This is a genomic window from Stenotrophomonas maltophilia group sp. P373 (genome assembly GCF_053295075.1).
Genome location: NZ_CM129994.1, coordinates 4259640 through 4276541, shown reverse-complemented (window position 1 = coordinate 4276541; position 16902 = coordinate 4259640). Strand labels below are relative to the sequence as shown.

Annotated in this window: 12 protein-coding genes; 8 read left to right on the top strand and 4 right to left on the bottom strand. The window is 68.7% G+C overall.

All coding sequences use genetic code 11. The features are described from left to right. Positions 1-43: 43 nt before the first annotated feature. From ACSYHF_RS19800 to ACSYHF_RS19790, 3 genes are all read left to right on the top strand, one after another. Complete coding sequence (locus ACSYHF_RS19800; protein WP_005420284.1) at positions 44-484, top strand: hypothetical protein; 441 nt, start codon at positions 44-46, stop codon at positions 482-484. 160 nt (positions 485-644) lie between these two features. Beyond that, positions 645-905: a YcgL domain-containing protein gene (locus tag ACSYHF_RS19795; protein ID WP_014648833.1), complete on the top strand. Its 261-nt coding sequence runs from the start codon at positions 645-647 to the stop codon at positions 903-905. Next, entirely contained in the window at positions 898-4236 is a 3339-nt protein-coding gene (locus ACSYHF_RS19790; protein ID WP_005420279.1) for an ankyrin repeat domain-containing protein, read from the top strand. The genes ACSYHF_RS19795 and ACSYHF_RS19790 overlap by 8 nt, the downstream gene beginning before the upstream one ends. 170 nt (positions 4237-4406) lie before the next feature. On the opposite strand, the gene ACSYHF_RS19785 is transcribed toward ACSYHF_RS19790, so the two are convergent. After that, positions 4407-6185 (bottom strand): monovalent cation:proton antiporter-2 (CPA2) family protein, encoded by a 1779-nt coding sequence (locus ACSYHF_RS19785; protein WP_447575960.1) that lies wholly within the window; start codon positions 6183-6185, stop codon positions 4407-4409. A 343-nt stretch (positions 6186-6528) separates the two neighbouring features. Between ACSYHF_RS19785 and mgtE the strand changes: the two genes are divergently transcribed. Further along, complete coding sequence (mgtE, locus tag ACSYHF_RS19780; protein WP_447575959.1) at positions 6529-7899, top strand: magnesium transporter; 1371 nt, start codon at positions 6529-6531, stop codon at positions 7897-7899. A 149-nt stretch (positions 7900-8048) separates the two neighbouring features. Beyond that, positions 8049-10775, top strand: coding sequence for a bifunctional acetate--CoA ligase family protein/GNAT family N-acetyltransferase (locus tag ACSYHF_RS19775; protein ID WP_005420272.1), 2727 nt, complete (start codon positions 8049-8051; stop codon positions 10773-10775). A 55-nt stretch (positions 10776-10830) separates the two neighbouring features. On the opposite strand, the gene ACSYHF_RS19770 is transcribed toward ACSYHF_RS19775, so the two are convergent. Next, a complete protein-coding gene (locus ACSYHF_RS19770) occupies positions 10831-11211 on the bottom strand; it encodes a YbjQ family protein (RefSeq protein ID WP_005420270.1) in 381 nt (126 codons plus the stop codon). Positions 11212-11350: 139 nt separating this feature from the next. On the opposite strand from ACSYHF_RS19770, the gene ACSYHF_RS19765 reads away from it, so the two are divergent. Then, positions 11351-12058, top strand: a complete 708-nt coding sequence (locus ACSYHF_RS19765) for an alpha/beta fold hydrolase (protein WP_447575958.1) — start codon at positions 11351-11353, stop codon at positions 12056-12058. 115 nt (positions 12059-12173) lie between these two features. Here the strand turns inward: ACSYHF_RS19765 and dkgB are convergent, their stop codons facing one another. Both dkgB and ACSYHF_RS19755 read right to left on the bottom strand, forming a co-directional pair. Next, positions 12174-12983, bottom strand: coding sequence for a 2,5-didehydrogluconate reductase DkgB (gene dkgB, locus ACSYHF_RS19760; protein ID WP_447575957.1), 810 nt, complete (start codon positions 12981-12983; stop codon positions 12174-12176). 245 nt (positions 12984-13228) lie between these two features. Beyond that, a complete protein-coding gene (locus ACSYHF_RS19755) occupies positions 13229-15349 on the bottom strand; it encodes a methyl-accepting chemotaxis protein (protein ID WP_447575956.1) in 2121 nt (706 codons plus the stop codon). A 183-nt stretch (positions 15350-15532) separates the two neighbouring features. On the opposite strand from ACSYHF_RS19755, the gene ACSYHF_RS19750 reads away from it, so the two are divergent. After that, positions 15533-15988 carry an Rrf2 family transcriptional regulator gene (locus ACSYHF_RS19750; protein WP_095378241.1) on the top strand — a complete coding sequence of 152 codons (456 nt, stop codon included), beginning with the start codon at positions 15533-15535 and terminating at the stop codon, positions 15986-15988. After that, complete coding sequence (locus ACSYHF_RS19745) at positions 15978-16883, top strand: NAD(P)/FAD-dependent oxidoreductase (RefSeq protein WP_447575955.1); 906 nt, start codon at positions 15978-15980, stop codon at positions 16881-16883. The genes ACSYHF_RS19750 and ACSYHF_RS19745 overlap by 11 nt, the downstream gene beginning before the upstream one ends. The last annotated feature ends 19 nt before the right edge of the window (positions 16884-16902 follow it).

The window sequence follows — 16902 nt, the reverse complement described above, 5'->3', positions numbered from 1 at the left end:
ACCGTTCCCGTTACCCCCGCACCCTCGACAAGGAGATGTTCCGATGCGCCGCACTCTCATGATCGCCACGGCTACCGCGCTGCTGGCCCTGACTTCCACCGCTTCCGCCCGCGACACGCGTGTCGAACAGTCCCTGCAGGAACTGGTCAATTCGCAGGCCGCCAAGGACGCCGGCATCGACGGCAGCGTGCGTTTCTATCTGGCCGGCCAGCCGGTCAGCGTGCAGCAGCGCCTGGGCGAAGACGTGACCAACAAGAAGACCAACGCCGCCAACAAGAGCGATGCCGAGGCCTGCCGCTGGGTTGCGCTGTCGGCACTGCGCGCGCTGCAGGACGGTGCCAAGTCGCGCGGCGCCAACGCCGTGGTCGACATCGTCAGCTATTACAAGAAGAACGAGTTCAAGAGCAGCACCAACTACGAGTGCTACGCCGGTGCCATCCTCGCGGGTGTCGCGCTGAAGGGCACTTACGCCAAGGTCAAGTAAGCGCCCGTGTGGCGGCGGCGCAGCCTGAACGTCGCCGCCACATTGCTGAACCCCGCAGGCGAAACACCGCCGATCGCGCCGCCATCGTCGGCTGACGGCTTTCCCCGGTGTCGGCTTTCCGACACAATCATGGCTCTTCCCGGGTTATCGTCCCGCGGACATGCACGCCTACGTCTATAAAAGCCAACTCAAGCCGGACACCTACGTCTACGTTCCCCGACGCGATGATTTCAGCGCGCTGCCCGCGCCGCTGCTCACCTCGCTGGGGACGCTCGCCTTCGTGCTGGAGGTGGCCCTGGATGCCCAGCGCCGCCTGGCGCAGGCTGACCCGGAAAAGGTCCGCAGCGAAATGAGCGAGCGCGGGTTCTACCTGCAGGTGCCGCCGTCGGTGGCCAGCCTGATGCCGCGCCACTATGACTGACGCCTCCCGTCCGCGCATTCTGTCAATTGCCTTCGCCGCGGGCGCGGTGCTGGCGCTGGGCGCCGCCGTGGGCGGCGTTCCGGGTGCGGTCCTTGCCGCACTGGCGCAGCCCGCGTTCGCGTTGGCGATATCGTGGTGGCGCCGCAGCCGCGCGCTGCTGCCGCTGAAGGTGGTCGCACGCCAGGACCTGCCGGCGCTGCTGGCATTGTGGGCAGCCGCCCCGCTGTTGCTGGCGCTGCTGCTGGCCTGGCCGCTCGCAGCGCTGCGTGACAGCGGCAGCCTGGCGGCAGTGCTTGGCCTGAGCGTACTGGTCAGTGCCGGCCTGCTGGCGGCCTGGCGCACCTGGCCATTGTGGAACGATGTCGAACGCCTGGATGGCAGCCTGGCCCAGCACTGGCAGGCGCTGGCGGGGCGCGACCTGACTGCTTGGCGTGGCCTCGGCGTGGCCGCGCTGGTCATTGCGCTGGCCGCGCTGGTGGTGCTGCCGGCCTGGCCGGGCCTGTTGCCGGAAAGCGCGCGCTGGCCCGCCGCGCTGGCGGTCGTACTGCTGTCGCCGGTGCTGCACCTGCTGCTGCAGCGGGTCGCGCCTGCGCCGCTGGTGTCGTTGCGCTCCAGCCCGTTGGTGGCGTCCAGCGCTGAACCCGAACCGATGTTCGCAGCGGCGGCCGACGCCCTGCCGCTGGAGGCGATGGCGCCGCAGGAACTGACACCGGCGCTGTATGAAGCCGCCCGCCAGGGCCGCATCGACCGGGGCCTGCAGCTGCTGCAGGCCGGTGCCGATCCGTATGCGCTGCCGGACCCGAACTGGCGTGACCAGCGCAGCCTGGCGGTGCTGGCCGCGGTGCTGCCGGACCTGCGCCTGCTGCGCGAACTGATTGCCCGCGGCGTCGATGTGAATGCGCCGCACCGGGGCATGACCCCGCTGCTGGCGGCGACCCGCGACAGCTGGCATGGCCGCCCCGAAGCGGTGATGACCCTGCTCGCCAACGGCGCCGACTCGCGTGCCACCGACAGTGATGGCAACACCCCGTTGCACCATGCCGCACGCAGTTCCGACCCGGGGGTGGCCGCGCTGCTGCGCGATGCCGCTGCCGAAGTCGATGCGCTGAACCGTGATGGCTGGTCGCCGCTGGCGGTGGCCTGCCAGGTGGGCAACTGGCGTCTGGCCCGCTTCCTGCTCGAACGCGGTGCACGCTGCGAACCGGCCGATGGCACCCCGGTGCTGCTGGCCGCCGCCGCCACCGAGGATGACGATCCGGCGGGCGTGCAGCTGCTGCTCAAGCACAAGGCACGGGCCGACGCCCGCGATCGCCAGCGCCGCAGTGCGTTGCATGAGGCGGCCCTGGCCGGCCATGTCGAGATCATCGGCGTGCTGCTCGGCGCGGGCGCCAATCTGGAGGCGCGCGATGCACTGGGGCGTACGCCGTGGCTGGAAGCGGCCCGTGCCGGTCGCGCCGCCGTGATCGAGCACCTGCTGCCGCACAAGCCGGACCTGGTCGCGGTGGACGGCGAAGGCCGCAATGCGGTGCAGCTGGCGGCGATGGCCGAGGATGTCTCGCCGCTGCTGATCAAGCGCCTGGTCGAACTGGGCATCGCGGCCGATGCCACCGATCCGGTCGGCCGCCGTGCGGTGGACTACGCCGCCGAGGCCGGCCGCTGGGCGATCGTAGCCCTGCTGGACCCGTCCTATCCGTTGCCGGCCGCGGTCAGTGATGGCCTGGCCGATCGTGGCGAAGCAGCCAGTGCCAGCGGCCTGCTGCCGGACCGTCCGCCGCTGACCCTGCTGCGCGAGGCCCTGGGCTTCGGCAACACCGACGGCATGGCGGCGCTGGCCAGGCTGTGCCAACCGGAGGAACTGGGCGGGCTGCTGCTCGATCCGGAGTTGGCGCTGGAACCGCGTGCGGTGGACTGGCTGCTGGGCCACGGCGCCGATCCCTATGTGCGTGATGCCTGCTCCGACACGCCGATGTTCGCGCTGTTGTCGCGCGGCATCGATGCGGTGCCGGCGTTGCAGGTGATGCTGCAGCGTGGCCTGTCGCCGGCCGGCCGCGGTGGCCTGGCGCGCTTCCTTGCTGCCTGCGCACAGCACGACCAGGCCGCGCGTGGCCTGGAACAGCTGGCACTGGAACTGCTTGAGCGTGGCGCCGATCCGTTCGCCGCCTCGCCGGCGGGCGATCCGCCGCTGTCGCTGGCGGTGCGCCTGGGGTGGCTGCGGCTGCAGCAGGCCCTGCTCAAGGCCGGCGTTGATCGCGAAGCACGCGACAGCCACGGCATGACCGCACTGCACCTGGCCACCGCATTGGCCCGCGAAGGCGCGCTTAAGCTGCTGGTGCAGCATGGTGCCTCGCCGGAAGCACGTGCCGCCGACGGCCAGACACCGCTGGGCGTGGCGCTGTCGATCGGTCGCCGCGATCTGGCCGACTGGCTCGATTGGCGGGTGTGGCCGTTGCCGCGCCGCACCCTGCGCGAGGCCGATCTGCCGGCCGCCGCAATGGCCGGTGACGTCGATGCCGTGCGCCGCCTGATCGATCTGGGCTTCGCCGTCGACGCCGTCGACGCACAGGGCTGCACCGCGCTGCTGCGTGCTGCCGGTGGCGGCCACCTGGCGGTAACCGACCTGCTGCTGGCGCGCGGCGCCGATCCGCAGCACGCGGCGGCCAGTGGCGCGACGCCGCTGTCGGCGGCGGTCAGCATGCGCCAGGTGGACATCGTTTCGGCCCTGCTCGACGCTGGCGCCAAGCTGGAACACCGCCTGCCGGGTGGCGTGACGGTGCTGATGCTGGCCTCCGCGCTGGGCCTTCCGGACATCGTCGCGCGCCTGCTCACGGCGGGTGCCGACGTGCATGCCGGTGACGCGCAGCAGCTGGGTCCGCTGCACTGTGCCGCGCTGTACGGTTTCAGTGCCCGCGACCGCTCGCGCCTGCTGGCGCTGCTCGACACCCTGCTGCTGGCCGGTGCCGAACCGGACCAGGCCGCCGCTGGTTCTGTCACGCCGCTGCTGCTGCTGCTGGGCGCGCGCGCCGAGCCGGGTACCGCCTGCGACGAGCAGGTGGTGATGGCCGCAGTGGAGCGCCTGCTGGACGAGGACGTAAGCCTGGACGTACGCGACCCGCGTGGCTTCGGCCCGCTGCATCTGGCCGCGCTGCATGGCCTGCCGCTGCTGGTGCAGCGCCTGCTGCGCGCCGGTGCCGATCCTGAAGCGCGCGACAGCCTCAACCGCAGCCCGCGCGAGATCGCGGTGATGCGTGGCTTCATCGACGTGGCCGGCGAGTTCGAGCCGCGCGTGCCGGGCGTTTCCTCGATGGCGCGGTTCCTGCGCGACAACGGCTGAAAGGCCGGGGTCGGATCCCTCTCCAACGGAAAGGGCTCTGACCCCAACACCGCGCTGCCAGAATCCGCAGTGGGTAGTGCCGGCCGCTGGCCGGCAACCTCATGACACCTCCGGGATCAAGGGATTGCCGGCCAGCGGCCGGCACTACCGCAATCCGTTGGCCGGCACACCTACTCGCCGTCCCTTTCCGCGTCGGCTTCGAACAGGTGCATCAGGTCGTTGCGCGCATCACGCGAGGTCTGGATCACCGCGGCCTCGTCGTCGTACACCAGGTACTGGTCACGCAGCAGCTGCTCATCATGCTCACGGAAGCGCTGCACATGGCGTTCGGCCACGTCCGGCGCCACGCCCAATGCGGTCAGCACGCGGCCGCTCATCTCCAGGCTGGTGCCAAACACTTCGCGGAACGGCTCGGCCGACATGTCCATCAGGCGCCACGCATGCTGGCGATTGCGCGCGCGCGCCAGCACTTTCGCGTCCGGGTACAGCCGGCGCACCATGCGCACGGCGCGCAGGTTGGTCTCCGGGTCGTCCACGGTGATCACGAACACATCGATGTGCTCGCCGCCGGCGGCGCGCAGCATCTCCGGCCGGGTCGGATCGCCGTAGTAGAGCTGGTTGCCGAAGCGGCGCAGGTCGGCCACGGTGTCCGGGTTCGCCTCCAGCGCAACGAACGGCACCTTCTGCGCGGTCAGCAGGCGCGCGATCACCTGGCCGAAACGCCCCATGCCGGCGATCAGCACCTTGGGCCGGTTGTCCGGTGCCACCTTGTCGGCCTCGGCCGCCTCGCGCGGTGTGGTCTTCTCCTGGCCGAGCAGCTTGAGCAGCACGATCATCAGCAGCGGCGTGATCGCCATCGACAGGCCGACGATGGCCACCAGCCGGTCGTGGTTGGCATTGCCCAGCAGGTGCGCGCGCTGCGCTTCGTTGAACACCACGAAGGCGAACTCGCCCCCCAGCCACAGCACGCTGCCCAGCAGCAGCGACTGCCGCCGGCTGAGCCGGGCGATGCGGCCGATCACGTACAGCAGGCTGAATTTGACCACCAGCAGGATCGCGACGCCGGCCGCGATCAGCCACGGCTCGGCGGCAATGCGGTCAAGGTCGATGCCCATGCCCACGGCAATGAAGAACAGGCCCAGCAGCAGGCCCTTGAACGGCTCGATCTGCGCTTCCAGTTCATGCCGGAATTCCGAATCGGACAGCAGCACCCCGGCCAGGAACGCGCCCAGGCTGGGGCTGAGGCCCGCTTCCTGCATGAACCAGGCAGTGCCCAGCACCACCAGCAGGGCGGTGGCGGTGAACACTTCCGGGCTGCGGGTGCGCGCGATGATGCTGAACACCTTGCGCAGCACCGGTCGCCCGCACAGGATCACCACGGCCAGCGCGCCGAGGGCCACGGCGGCGTCTTCCCAGCGCAGGGTCTCGTTCTTCGCTCCGCCCAGCAGCGGGATGGCCGCCAGCAGCGGGATCGCGATCAGGTCCTGGAACAGCAGGATGGCAAAACCCAGCCGGCCATGGTCGCTGTTGATCGCCTTGTGCTCGGACAGCAGCTGCAGGCCTACCGCGGTGGATGACAGCGCCAGCGCAACACCGACCACCAGCGCACTCTTCCACTGGAAGTGGTCGAGCAGCAGCAGGCCGCCCAGCACCAGCCCGGACATCGCCACCTGCGCCGCGCCCGCGCCGAACACCGAGCGCCGCATCACCTTCAGGCGTGCCGGCGACAGCTCCAGGCCGATCACGAACAGCAGCATCACCACGCCGATCTCGGCCGCGCCGAGGATGCGGTCGGCGTCCTGCACGAAGCCCAGCCCGTCCGGGCCCAGCACCACGCCGGCCGCCAGGTAGCCCAGCACCGCGCCGAAGCCGAACTTCTTGAACACCGGCACGGCAATGACCGCCGCCAGCAGCAGCACCAGGGCCAGTTCCAGACCGCCGCTATGCATGGGAATACCTGGTCATCGGGGAAGCCCGCAGTGCGTCCGTTCGGGTGGGGAAAGCGTGGCGAGCGCCACCCGGCCATTATGCGCGCCGGTTGGTGTATGCACGAGAACAACCGGCCGGCAGGCGCCCGGCGCAGGGATGCCGGGTTGACCTGCATGGCCCGCGGGTCCAGACTGCCCGCCGCTGGCGGCGCACCGCCGGCACGCGCATTCCGGAGTCCCCAACCCATGTCCAGCGACAGTAGAAGTCGACCTCGTTCGACGCCAGCGATGGCCACCGCCTGACATCGGGACGGTTTGCCTGCGTTGGCGTTGCGCGAGGTCGCACCCCCACAAGGCAAAACCGATGAACCAGAAGCAATTGCTGCGCCCGGTGGCCGATGCCGCCGCATTGGCCGCACCGCTGGCGAACTACAACACCGCCGATGCGGTGGAATTCCTCAACACATTGGAACTGGCCCGCGCCGCGGAAACGCTGGCCGCGCTGCCGTTGCCGCGTGCAGTGAAAATGCTGGAAGCACCCGAGCTGCAGCGCAGCGGCGAGCTGGTGGCCGCGCTGCCACCGGCCCGCGCCGCCGCCCTGCTGGGGCTGATGGCCGATGACCGCGCCACCGACATCGTCCACGAGCTGGATGAGGAAGAGCGCGCACGGCTGATCCCGCTGCTGGGCAGCGACGCCCGCCAGGTCATCCAGAAGCTGCTGAGCTACCCGCCGAACACCGCCGGCGCGCTGATGACCACCGAATACGTGGCGGTGCCCGCCAGCTGGACCGTGGCGCAGACCCTGCAGCACATCCGCCAGGTCGAGCGCACGCGTGAAACGGTGTACGCGATCTACGTGCTGGACCCGGCCAGCCAGCAGCTGCAGCAGGTGGTGACCATGCGCCGGCTGATCACCGGCCTGCCGGAGGAGTCGATCCTGGACGTGGCCCAGGTCAATCCGCCGGTGACAGTGGATGCACTGATGGACCAGGAGGAAGTCGCGCGGCTGATCCGCCGCCACGACCTGCTGGCGATCCCGGTGGTCGATGCGCAGCAGCAGATGCTGGGCATCGTCACCGTGGACGACGTGCTCGACGCGCTGATCGAGGAATCCACCGAGGACGCGCACAAGTTCGGCGGCATGGAAGCCTTGGACAAGCCGTACATGCAGATCGGCTTCTTCGAGATGCTGCGCAAGCGTGCCGGCTGGCTGAGCGTGCTGTTCCTGGGCGAGATGCTGACGGCCAGTGCGATGCAGCACTACGAGGACGAACTGGCGCGCGCAGTGGTGCTGACCCTGTTCATCCCGTTGATCATGAGTTCGGGCGGAAATTCCGGCTCGCAGGCCACCTCGCTGCTGATCCGCAGCCTGGCGCTGCGCGAACTGCGCCTGCGCGACTGGTGGAAGGTGGCCATCCGCGAGATCCCGACCGGCATGGTGCTGGGTGCCATCCTCGGCTGCCTGGCGATCGTGCGCATCGTGATCTGGCAGCTGGGTGGCCTGCATGACTACGGCGAGCACTGGATCCTGCTGGCGATCACCATCGGCGCCGCGCTGGTCGGCATCGTCACCTTTGGTTCGCTGTCCGGCTCGATGCTGCCCTTCGTCCTGAAGCGCCTCGGCTTCGACCCGGCCAGCGCCTCGGCCCCGTTCGTGGCCACCCTGGTGGATGTGACCGGCCTGGTGATCTATTTCAGCATCGCCGCGCTGATCCTGCACGGCACGCTGCTGTAACAAAACGTGCACGCCGGGGTCGGATCCCTTCGCGCAGCGAAGGGCTCTGACCCCGGATATCCGCAGCAGGGGTCGGAGCCCTTTCCTGCGAAAAGGGATCCGACCCTTCCTCCGACCCCATCGCCACGGAATTTGGGTACCGTAGGCGCATGAGTACCTACCACCTGCAGTCCGTATTCCGTCCGCAGTCGGTCGCGGTGATCGGCGGCAGCCCGCGTGAGCGTTCGGCCGGCCGCGCAGTGATGCGCAACCTGCGCGGCACCGGCTTCCCCGGCAAGGTGGCGTGGATCAACCCGCGGCACGCCGAGATCGACGGCATCCGCACGGTCAAGCGCTTGAAGGACCTGGACTGGGTGCCCGACCTGGTGGTGATCACCGCGCCGGCGGCGATCGTGCCGCAGGTGGTGCGTACAGCTGCAGAGCGTGGCGTGCAGGCGGCGATCATCCTCACCGCGCACCTGGGCGAAGGCCCGGGTTCGTTGTCCGCACAGGTAGAGGCGGTGGCGCGCAAGCATGGCCTGCGCATCCTCGGGCCGCATTGCCTGGGCGTCATCGCGCCGCACGCGCGACTCAATGCCAGCATCGCCGCGCACTTCCCGCAGGCCGGCGACCTCGCGCTGATCTCCGAATCCTCGGCCATTGCCGCCGCGCTGGTGGAGTGGGGCGTGGCGCGCTCGGTGGGCTTCTCCGCCGTGGTTTCGCTGGGCGACACGATGGACGTCGACTTCGGCGACCTGCTCGACTACTTCGCCACGGACTACCGCACCCGCGCCATCCTGCTGTATGTCGAGCAGATCAAGGACGCGCGCAAGTTCATGTCGGCCGCGCGTGCCGCCGCCCGCGCCAAGCCGGTGGTGGTGGTGAAGTCCGGTCGCGCCGAGCGCGTGCAGCCGGGCAGCCGCGATACCCATGTGCAGGCCCTGGCGCGTGCCGATGATGTGTATGGTGCGGCCTTCAATCGTGCCGGCCTGCTGCGCGTGGGTGCGCTGGACGAACTGTTCACTGCTGCCGAATCGCTGGGGCGGCTGGGCACCTTTCCCGGTCGCCGCCTGGCCATTCTCAGCAATGGCGGCGGTGTCGGCCGCCTGGCCGTGGACCAACTGATCGCGCTGCGTGGCACGCTGGCCACCCTTTCCGACAGCACGGTGGAGAAGCTCGATGCGGTGCTGCCGCAGGGCTGGTCGCGCAGCAATCCGGTGGACATCGTGGTCGACGCCGATGGTGACCGCTATGCGTCGGCCATCGAAGCACTGCTGGCCGACAACGAGAACGATGCGGTGATGGTGGTCAACGTGCCAACCGCGTTTACCTCGTCCGCCGACGCGGCGCAGGCCCTCACCCGCACGCTCGGCCTGCGCCCGCGCCATCACCGCGACAAGCCGGTATTCGCGGTGTGGCTGGGCAACGACGACCAGGCCACCGCCACGCTCAACGCAGCACGAGTGCCGACCTATCCGACCGAGGCCGAAGCAGTACGGGGCTTCCAGCACCTGGTGCGCTACCGCGAGGCACAGAACGCGTTGATGGAAACGCCGCCCAGCCTGCCGCAGGACTTCAGCGTCGACACGGCCACCGCGCGCGCACTGGTCGATGCCGCGCTGGCCAACGGCCAGCAGTGGCTGGACCCGCTGGCCACGCACGAGCTGCTCAAGGCCTACGGCATCCCGTCCGCGCCGGTGATGCATGCGCGCGATGCGCATGAGGCGATGGACCTGGCGCAGCCACTGCTGGAACGCGGTGCGTCCGTAGCGCTGAAGATCCTGTCGCCGGACATTCCGCACAAGTCCGAAGTGGACGGCGTGCGCCTGAATCTGTCCACGCTGCCGGCGGTGCAGAGCGCGGCCAACGCGATCCTGTCGCGTGCGCGCCAGCTGCGGCCGGATGCGCGCATCGATGGCCTGCTGGTACAGCCGACCATCGTCCGCCCGAAGGCGCGCGAACTGATTGTCGGCATCGCCGATGACGCGACGTTCGGCCCGGTGATCGTGGTCGGACGTGGCGGAACCGCCGTCGAAGTGATCAACGACAAGGCGCTGGCCCTGCCGCCGTTGGACCTGCGCCTGGCCCACGAGCTGATCGGCCAGACCCGCGCTTCGCGCATCCTCAAGGCCTACGGCGATGTGCCCGCCGCCGACGAGCGCGCACTGGCGCTGGCACTGGTCAAGCTGGCACAGCTGGCCGCCGACATTCCCGAAGTGCGTACGCTGGACATCAACCCGCTGCTGGTCGACGGCAAGGGCATCCTCGCCCTCGACGCGCGCGTGGCAGTGGCACCGTCGCGCATCCTGCACAAGGGCCGCGGGCATCCGCGCTTCTCGGTGTTCCCGTACCCGAAGGAGTGGGAGCGCACCATCGAACTGTCCGATGGCGGCCGCGCGTTCGTCCGCCCGGTGCGACCGGAAGACGATGCGCTGTTCCGCGCGTTCTTCGCCCGCGTCAGCGACGAAGACCTGCGCCTGCGCTTCTTCCAGTCGGTGAAGCACTTCAGCCACGAATTCATCGCGCGCCTGACCCAGCTCGACTACGCGCGCTCGATCGCGCTGGTAGCGATCGAACCGCGCAGCGGCGAGATGCTGGGCGCAGTGCGCCTGCACGCCGATGCCGATTACCACCGTGGCGAGTACGGCATCCTGATCCGCTCGGACCTGAAGGGCCACGGCATCGGCTGGCGGCTGATGGCGATCATGATCGAGTATGCGAAGTGGCTGGGCCTGGACGTGGTCGAAGGCCAGGTGCTGCGCGAAAACAGCACCATGCTGGCGATGTGCCAGAGCCTGGGATTCAAGACCAGGCTGGACCCGGACGACCCGACGGTGATGATGGTGACCTTGCCGGTGCAGCAGGTCGAGGTGCCCGACGTGCCGCCGGTGGCGTAATTCCTGTAGAGCCGAGCCTACGCTCGGCTGCTTGTGCGTACGCTTGGCGGCTGCATCACCGCACCGGCTCTACCACCACCGCCGTGCCATAGCACAGCACTTCGGTCAGCCCGGTCATCACATCGGTGGCGTCGTAACGCATGCCGATGATCGCGTTGGCACCCAGCTGCCGCGCGTGCTTGACCATGTCGCGGTAGGTTTCCTCGCGAGCCTGTTCGCACAGCTCGGTGTAGATGGTGATGTTGCCACCGAAGAGCGTCTGGATACCGCCCAGGAAGTTGCCGACGATCGAACGCGAGCGCACGGTGATGCCGCGCACCACGCCGAGGTTGCGCACGACGCGATGGCCGGGCAGCTCGAAGGCGGTGGTGACCAGCGCATCGTCGAAGCGCAGCGCGGGTGGGGTGGGGGTGCCGCTGTTGTAGGGGTCTGCCATGGTCGCGTCCGTGTCGCTGCCTTCTGTAGAGTCGAGCCATGCTCGACGGGCTGTACTGCAGTCGAGCATGGCGCGACTCTACAACGCAATCGCCCGTTGCGGCATGGTTCCGTCACCGTGCTGGCGCGACAATATCCCCATGACCGACCGTATCCCCCTGTTGCTGCTGCCCGGCCTGCTCAACGATGCCGAGCTGTGGCGCGCGCAGCTGGCCGACCTGGCCGATATCGCCGACTGCACCGTGGGCGACCAGACCGGTGGTGAGACCCTGCAGGCGGTGGCCGAAGACGTGCTGGCGCAGGCACCGGAGCGCTTTGCGCTGGCCGGGTTCTCGCTGGGCGGCTTCGTGGCCCAGCAGATCCTGCGCATTACGCCGGAGCGGGTGCTGCAGCTGGCGCTGATCGATACCTCGATCCACGCCGACTCACCGGAGCGGGCCGAGCAGCGGCGCAGCCAGCGCGCCAGCGTGCGCCTGCCGGGGAAGTTCCACGGCTTCGGCGATGTGCTGATGCGCAGCTACATCGATGCCTCGCGGCTGGACGACTACGTGCTGGTGCAGCGCGTGCGCGACATGACCACCCGCCTGGGCGCGGAGGTGTTCCTGCGCCAGAGCGCGCTGGAACGCCGTGATGGTCATGATGTGCTGGCCGGTTACCGTGATCCGCTGCTGATCGTGTGCGGCGCGAACGACCGCATTACGCCACTCGCGGTGAGCGAGGAAATGCACGCGATGGTGCCGCACTCGCAGCTGGTGGTGGTGCCCGATTGCGGGCACCTGGCACCGATGGAAAAACCGGACGAGGTCAATGCGGCGATGCGTGGGTGGTTGTTGCAGGGCAGGGGATGATCCCCGCGTTCCGGTAGGTGCCGACCTTGGTCGGCACGGTGTTTCATCGATCGGTCAGACGTCTGCGCCGACCAGGGTCGGCGTCTACCAGAGCGGTTGCGCGCCGTCGTTGGAATCAATCCCAGGCTGGGGCGATGCCTTCCGGGTTGGCCAGGCGATGGCCGCGGTCGAGCTTGGCGATCTGTGCCATGTCTTCGTCGGTCAGGCGGATCGCTGCTGCCTCCAGGTTGCTGGCCAGGTTCTCGCGCCTGGTCGAGGACGGAATGACCGAGAAGCCCTGCTGCAGCGCCCAGGCCAGCGCGATCTGCGCCGGCGTGGCCTGGTGGCGGCCGGCAATGGCCTGGATCACCGGGTCCTTGATTACCTCGCCATAGGCCAGGCTCATGTAGGCGGTGATGTGGATGCCGTTGTCCTGCAGGAATTTCACCAGCAGGCGGTTCTGCAGGTACGGGTGGATCTCGATCTGGTTGGTGGCGATGGCGCCGGCACCCAGGATGCCGATCGCCTTGCGGGTCTGCGCGATGGTGAAGTTGGAGATGCCGATCTCCTTCGTCAGGCCCTGTGCCTTGGCCTCGGCCAGTGCGGTCAGGTACTCCTCCATCGGCACGTCGACCTTGCCGTTCGGCGATGGCCAGTGGATCAGTGTCAGGTCGACATGGTCGGTGCGCAGCTTTTCCAGGCTGGTACGCAGGCTGGCCAGCAGCGCTTCGCGCTTGAACGCGGTGATCCAGACCTTGGTGGTCAGGTAGATCTCATCGCGCGGCACGCCGGAATCGGCGATGGCCTGGCCGACTTCGGCTTCGTTGCCGTAGATCTGCGCGGTATCGATGGCGCGGTAGCCGGCATCCAGCGCGTTGCGCACGGAGTCGATCACGGTCTGGTCTTTCAGGCGGAAGGTGCCAAGACCGAAGGCGGGGACTGTCATGAGGGGCTCCAGCAGGGGGGAGGGAGACGGGAATATCCACGAAAGGGTAGGCCAGCGCCCGTGTGCATGCCGGCAACGGTGCATTGCACCGACGTGTACGACGGCAGGTGGTGGTGGGTGCGGACCGTTGGTCCGCACTGTTCATGCCGCCACCCATGCAGCGTTGGACGCTGCCGGCCAGCGGCCGGCACTCCCCCTGTCAGCGCTCCACGGTAGTGCCGGCCGCTGGCCGGCAACCGGATCACTCAGGCCGCGCGCGCCAACGCGTCCTTCGCTGTCGCCGTGGCCGACAGGTCGAACACATCCACCGCATCGATCAACCGGTTCGCCTGCTGTTCCAGGCTGCGCGCCGCGGCGCTGGCTTCTTCCACCAGCGCGGCGTTCTGCTGGGTGGTGCCGTCCATCTGGATCACCGTCTGGCTGACCTGTTCGATGCCTGCGCTCTGCTCCTGCGACGCCGCGAAGATCTCGGCCATGATGTCGGTCACGCGCTGCACCGAGGCGACGATCTCGGCCATGGTGTCACCGGCCTCGCGCACGCGCTGCGCACCCTCACCGACCTGTTCCACCGACGCCTCGATCAGCGATTTGATCTCCTTTGCCGCCGCCGCAGAGCGCTGCGCCAGGGTGCGCACTTCGCTGGCGACAACCGCGAATCCGCGGCCCTGCTCACCGGCGCGTGCCGCTTCCACCGCAGCGTTCAGCGCCAGGATGTTGGTCTGGAAGGCGATGCCATCGATCACGCTGATGATCTCGGCGATCTGCCGCGACGACGTTTCGATCGCACCCATGGTCGCCACCACCTGCCCGACCACGCTGCCACCGTGTGAGGCGACACTCTGTGCACCGATCGCCAGTTGGTTGGCCTGGCGCGCGTGCTCGGCATTCTGGCGCACGGTGGAGGTCAGCTCTTCCATGGATGCCGCGGTCTCTTCCAGATTGGCGGCCTGCTGTTCGGTGCGGCGCGACAGATCATTGTTGCCGGCGGCAATCTCTGCGGCAGCGGTATGGATGTTGCCGGAGGCATGCTTGATGTCGGTGACGATGGTTGCCAGCTGCGCGGCAGTGGTGTTGGCATCGCCGGCGATGCGCGCGAACACGCCCTGGAAATCGCCGTGCATGCGCGCGCCGAGGCGGCCGCCGGCGATGGCACGCAGCATGCTGGAGACCTCGCCCAGGTTCAGCTCGGTAGTCTGCATCAGGCGGTTGAGGCCCTCGACCATCGCATGGAAATCATGCTCGAAGCGCGCACTGTCGCCGCGCTGGCTGAAGTCACCGGCGGCCGCCGCTTCGGCCAGGCGGCGGATTTCGCCGTTGATCGCACCGAGGTTGTGCTTGACCGCATCCAGCGCTTCGGTGATCACTGCCTTCTCGCCGGGCAGGCGTTCCATGTCCTGGCTGAGGTCGCCGACGGCGTAGCGGCCCATGATCGAGATCGCGCGCATCTTCACCCGGATGTGTGCGTCGACCAGCGTGTTGCAGTCGGCCACCATGGTGCCGAACGCGCCGGGGAAGGCAGCGGCGTCCATGCGATGGCTGATGGTGCCGGCCTCGTGCGCCTGGGCCATCGCGGCCTGCGCATCCAGCACGCCGCGCAGCGTGGACTGCAACGCCTGCATCGCCTGGGCGAGGCGTCCGATCTCGTCGCGGCTGCGCACCTGCACCACGTGCTGCAGATCGCCGGCAGCCACTGCGCGTGCAGCGGCTTCCACCGCCAGTACCGGCTGCACCACGGCGCGCCGCAGCCACCAGGCCAGGCCGATCAGCAACAGCACCGCGGCCAGCACCGTCAGTGACGCGCACAGCAGCAGGGTCTGCCGCGCCTGCTGCGCACGTGCCGCCAGCGCCGCTTCGGCCACCTGCGTGGCATGCGCGCTCAGTGCATCCAGAGCGGTCGCCACCGCGCGATCCTTGCCGCGCACCAGGTTGTCGCCGGCGGCCGGATCGTAGCCGGCCGCGGCAAATGCCTGCAGCGCCGCGTGATAGTCCTGCTGCAGCTGCGCGTGCAGGCCAACGAACGCCTGCGCCAGTTCACGCGTGCGCGCGTCCGGGCTGGTCACCAGGCCCTTGGCCAGCCGTTCGACCAGGCGGCCTTCGTTGTCGAAAGCGTCCAGGTGGCGCTGACGCAACGCGTCGTCGTGGCCGCGGAGCAGCACGTTCTTCCATTCCTGCACCTGGCCGCGGAACTCACGCTGCAGGCGTTCGGCGTCGCGGCTGTGCGTGACTTCGGGCGGAACCTCGGTGGACAACTTGAACCAGGCGGAGGCCAGGCCGGCCAGCGCGCACAGCAGGACCACGGCCAAGCCAACAGACACCGCGCCGAGCAGCTTGGACTGCAGGCGCGGAGCACGGACAGACGCATTCATGGGGAAGCACTCTCGGGAAGGGGCATTGCGGTATCGACCCGCCAAGCTCCCGCTGAAGTGCGACGTAAAGCACATTAGCGTTTCGTTTAGTGATGTGAAGGAACTGTTTCATAGGACAAATGTGTCCGTATGGAACAAATGTGGACCCTGGACAGGGGATATAAATGTAACTAATGTAGTTACATGAAATCCGCGAACCCGCTCTCTGACGCTCTGCACGTGATGGCGCACCTGGTCGGCCAGGATGGCCCGCGCACCTCCGAGCAGCTGGCGTCCTGCCTGCCGACCCATCCGGTGGTGATCCGCCGCCTGCTGGCGCAGCTGCACAGGGCGGGCCTGGTTCGCAGCGCCCGTGGCCATGGCGGTGGCAGCCACCTGGCCCGTGATGCTGCAGCGATCACCCTGCATGACATCTATCTGGCCGTGGGCGCACCACCGCTGGTGCAGGTCGGCGCCCGCGATTCCGGCGGCGGCTGCCCGATCCAGCAGCTGGTCAACAGCGCTTTGCTGGAGGGTGCACGCGAAGCACAGCGCCTGCTCGAACAGCGCCTGCGGGCGACCACACTGGACAAGCTCGGCGCCGACTTCGCCCGCCACCTCGCCCATCACCGCTCCCTGGAAGGTCACCATGAATCCTGATGTGCTCATCGTCGGCGGCAGTTATGCCGGCATTGCTGCGGGCCTGATCCTGGCCCGTGCCCGCCGCCCGGTCACCGTCATCGACGCCGGTTTGCCGCGCAATCGTTTCGCCAGCCATTCGCACGGGGTGCTGGGGCTGGATGGCATCAGCGGTGCCGAGCTGCTGAAGGCCGCGCGCCAGCAGCTGCTGGACTACCCCAGCGTGCGCTGGGTGCATGCCGAGGCAGTGCAGGCCACCGCCGGCGCAGAGGGTGTGGAAGTGCGAACCGCCGATGGGCAGGTGCTCGCCGCGCGCAAGCTGCTGCTGGCAAGCGGTATCGCCGACCAGCTGCCGGAGCTGCCCGGGCTGGCCGAGCGCTGGGGCAGCACCGTGCTGCACTGCCCCTATTGCCACGGTTACGAAGTGGGCGGTGGCGCCATCGGGCTGCTTGGTGGGCATCCGATGTCCGCCAGCAAGGCGCCGCTCTTTGCCGACTGGGGCAATGTCACCTTCTTCAGCCAGGGCCTGCCGATCACCGATGAGGAACGGGCTGCCATGCAGCAGCGTGGCGTGCGGATCGAGACGTCGCCGGTGCTGGGCGTGCAGGGCGACCAGCCGACCTGGCTGGAAGTGGAGCTGGCCGATGGCCGCCGCATCGCCCAGCGTGCGCTGTTCGTGCCGGCCACCCAGGCGATGGCCACGCCGCTGGTGCAGCAGCTCGGCTGCGTGCTGGCCGAGAGCCCGTTGGGCGTGCTGATCGAGGTCGATGCGATGAAGCAGACCTCGGTGCCGAACGTGTATGCCGCAGGCGATGCGACCACGGTCGGCAACATCACGTTGGCCGCTGCCGAGGGCGTGCGGGCAGGTATCGGCGTGCACCACGCGCTGGTGGCCGAGGACAGCATGCCGAGCTGAAAGCGCGTGTTCCGGTAGA

Coding starts and splice junctions, on each gene's coding strand:
- ACSYHF_RS19800 (WP_005420284.1), top strand. CDS start 44: ATGCGCCGCACTCTCATGATCGCCACGGCTACCGCGCTGCTGGCCCTG.
- ACSYHF_RS19795 (WP_014648833.1), top strand. CDS start 645: ATGCACGCCTACGTCTATAAAAGCCAACTCAAGCCGGACACCTACGTC.
- ACSYHF_RS19790 (WP_005420279.1), top strand. CDS start 898: ATGACTGACGCCTCCCGTCCGCGCATTCTGTCAATTGCCTTCGCCGCG.
- ACSYHF_RS19785 (WP_447575960.1), bottom strand. CDS start 6,185: ATGCATAGCGGCGGTCTGGAACTGGCCCTGGTGCTGCTGCTGGCGGCG.
- mgtE (WP_447575959.1), top strand. CDS start 6,529: ATGAACCAGAAGCAATTGCTGCGCCCGGTGGCCGATGCCGCCGCATTG.
- ACSYHF_RS19775 (WP_005420272.1), top strand. CDS start 8,049: ATGAGTACCTACCACCTGCAGTCCGTATTCCGTCCGCAGTCGGTCGCG.
- ACSYHF_RS19770 (WP_005420270.1), bottom strand. CDS start 11,211: ATGGCAGACCCCTACAACAGCGGCACCCCCACCCCACCCGCGCTGCGC.
- ACSYHF_RS19765 (WP_447575958.1), top strand. CDS start 11,351: ATGACCGACCGTATCCCCCTGTTGCTGCTGCCCGGCCTGCTCAACGAT.
- dkgB (WP_447575957.1), bottom strand. CDS start 12,983: ATGACAGTCCCCGCCTTCGGTCTTGGCACCTTCCGCCTGAAAGACCAG.
- ACSYHF_RS19755 (WP_447575956.1), bottom strand. CDS start 15,349: ATGAATGCGTCTGTCCGTGCTCCGCGCCTGCAGTCCAAGCTGCTCGGC.
- ACSYHF_RS19750 (WP_095378241.1), top strand. CDS start 15,533: ATGAAATCCGCGAACCCGCTCTCTGACGCTCTGCACGTGATGGCGCAC.
- ACSYHF_RS19745 (WP_447575955.1), top strand. CDS start 15,978: ATGAATCCTGATGTGCTCATCGTCGGCGGCAGTTATGCCGGCATTGCT.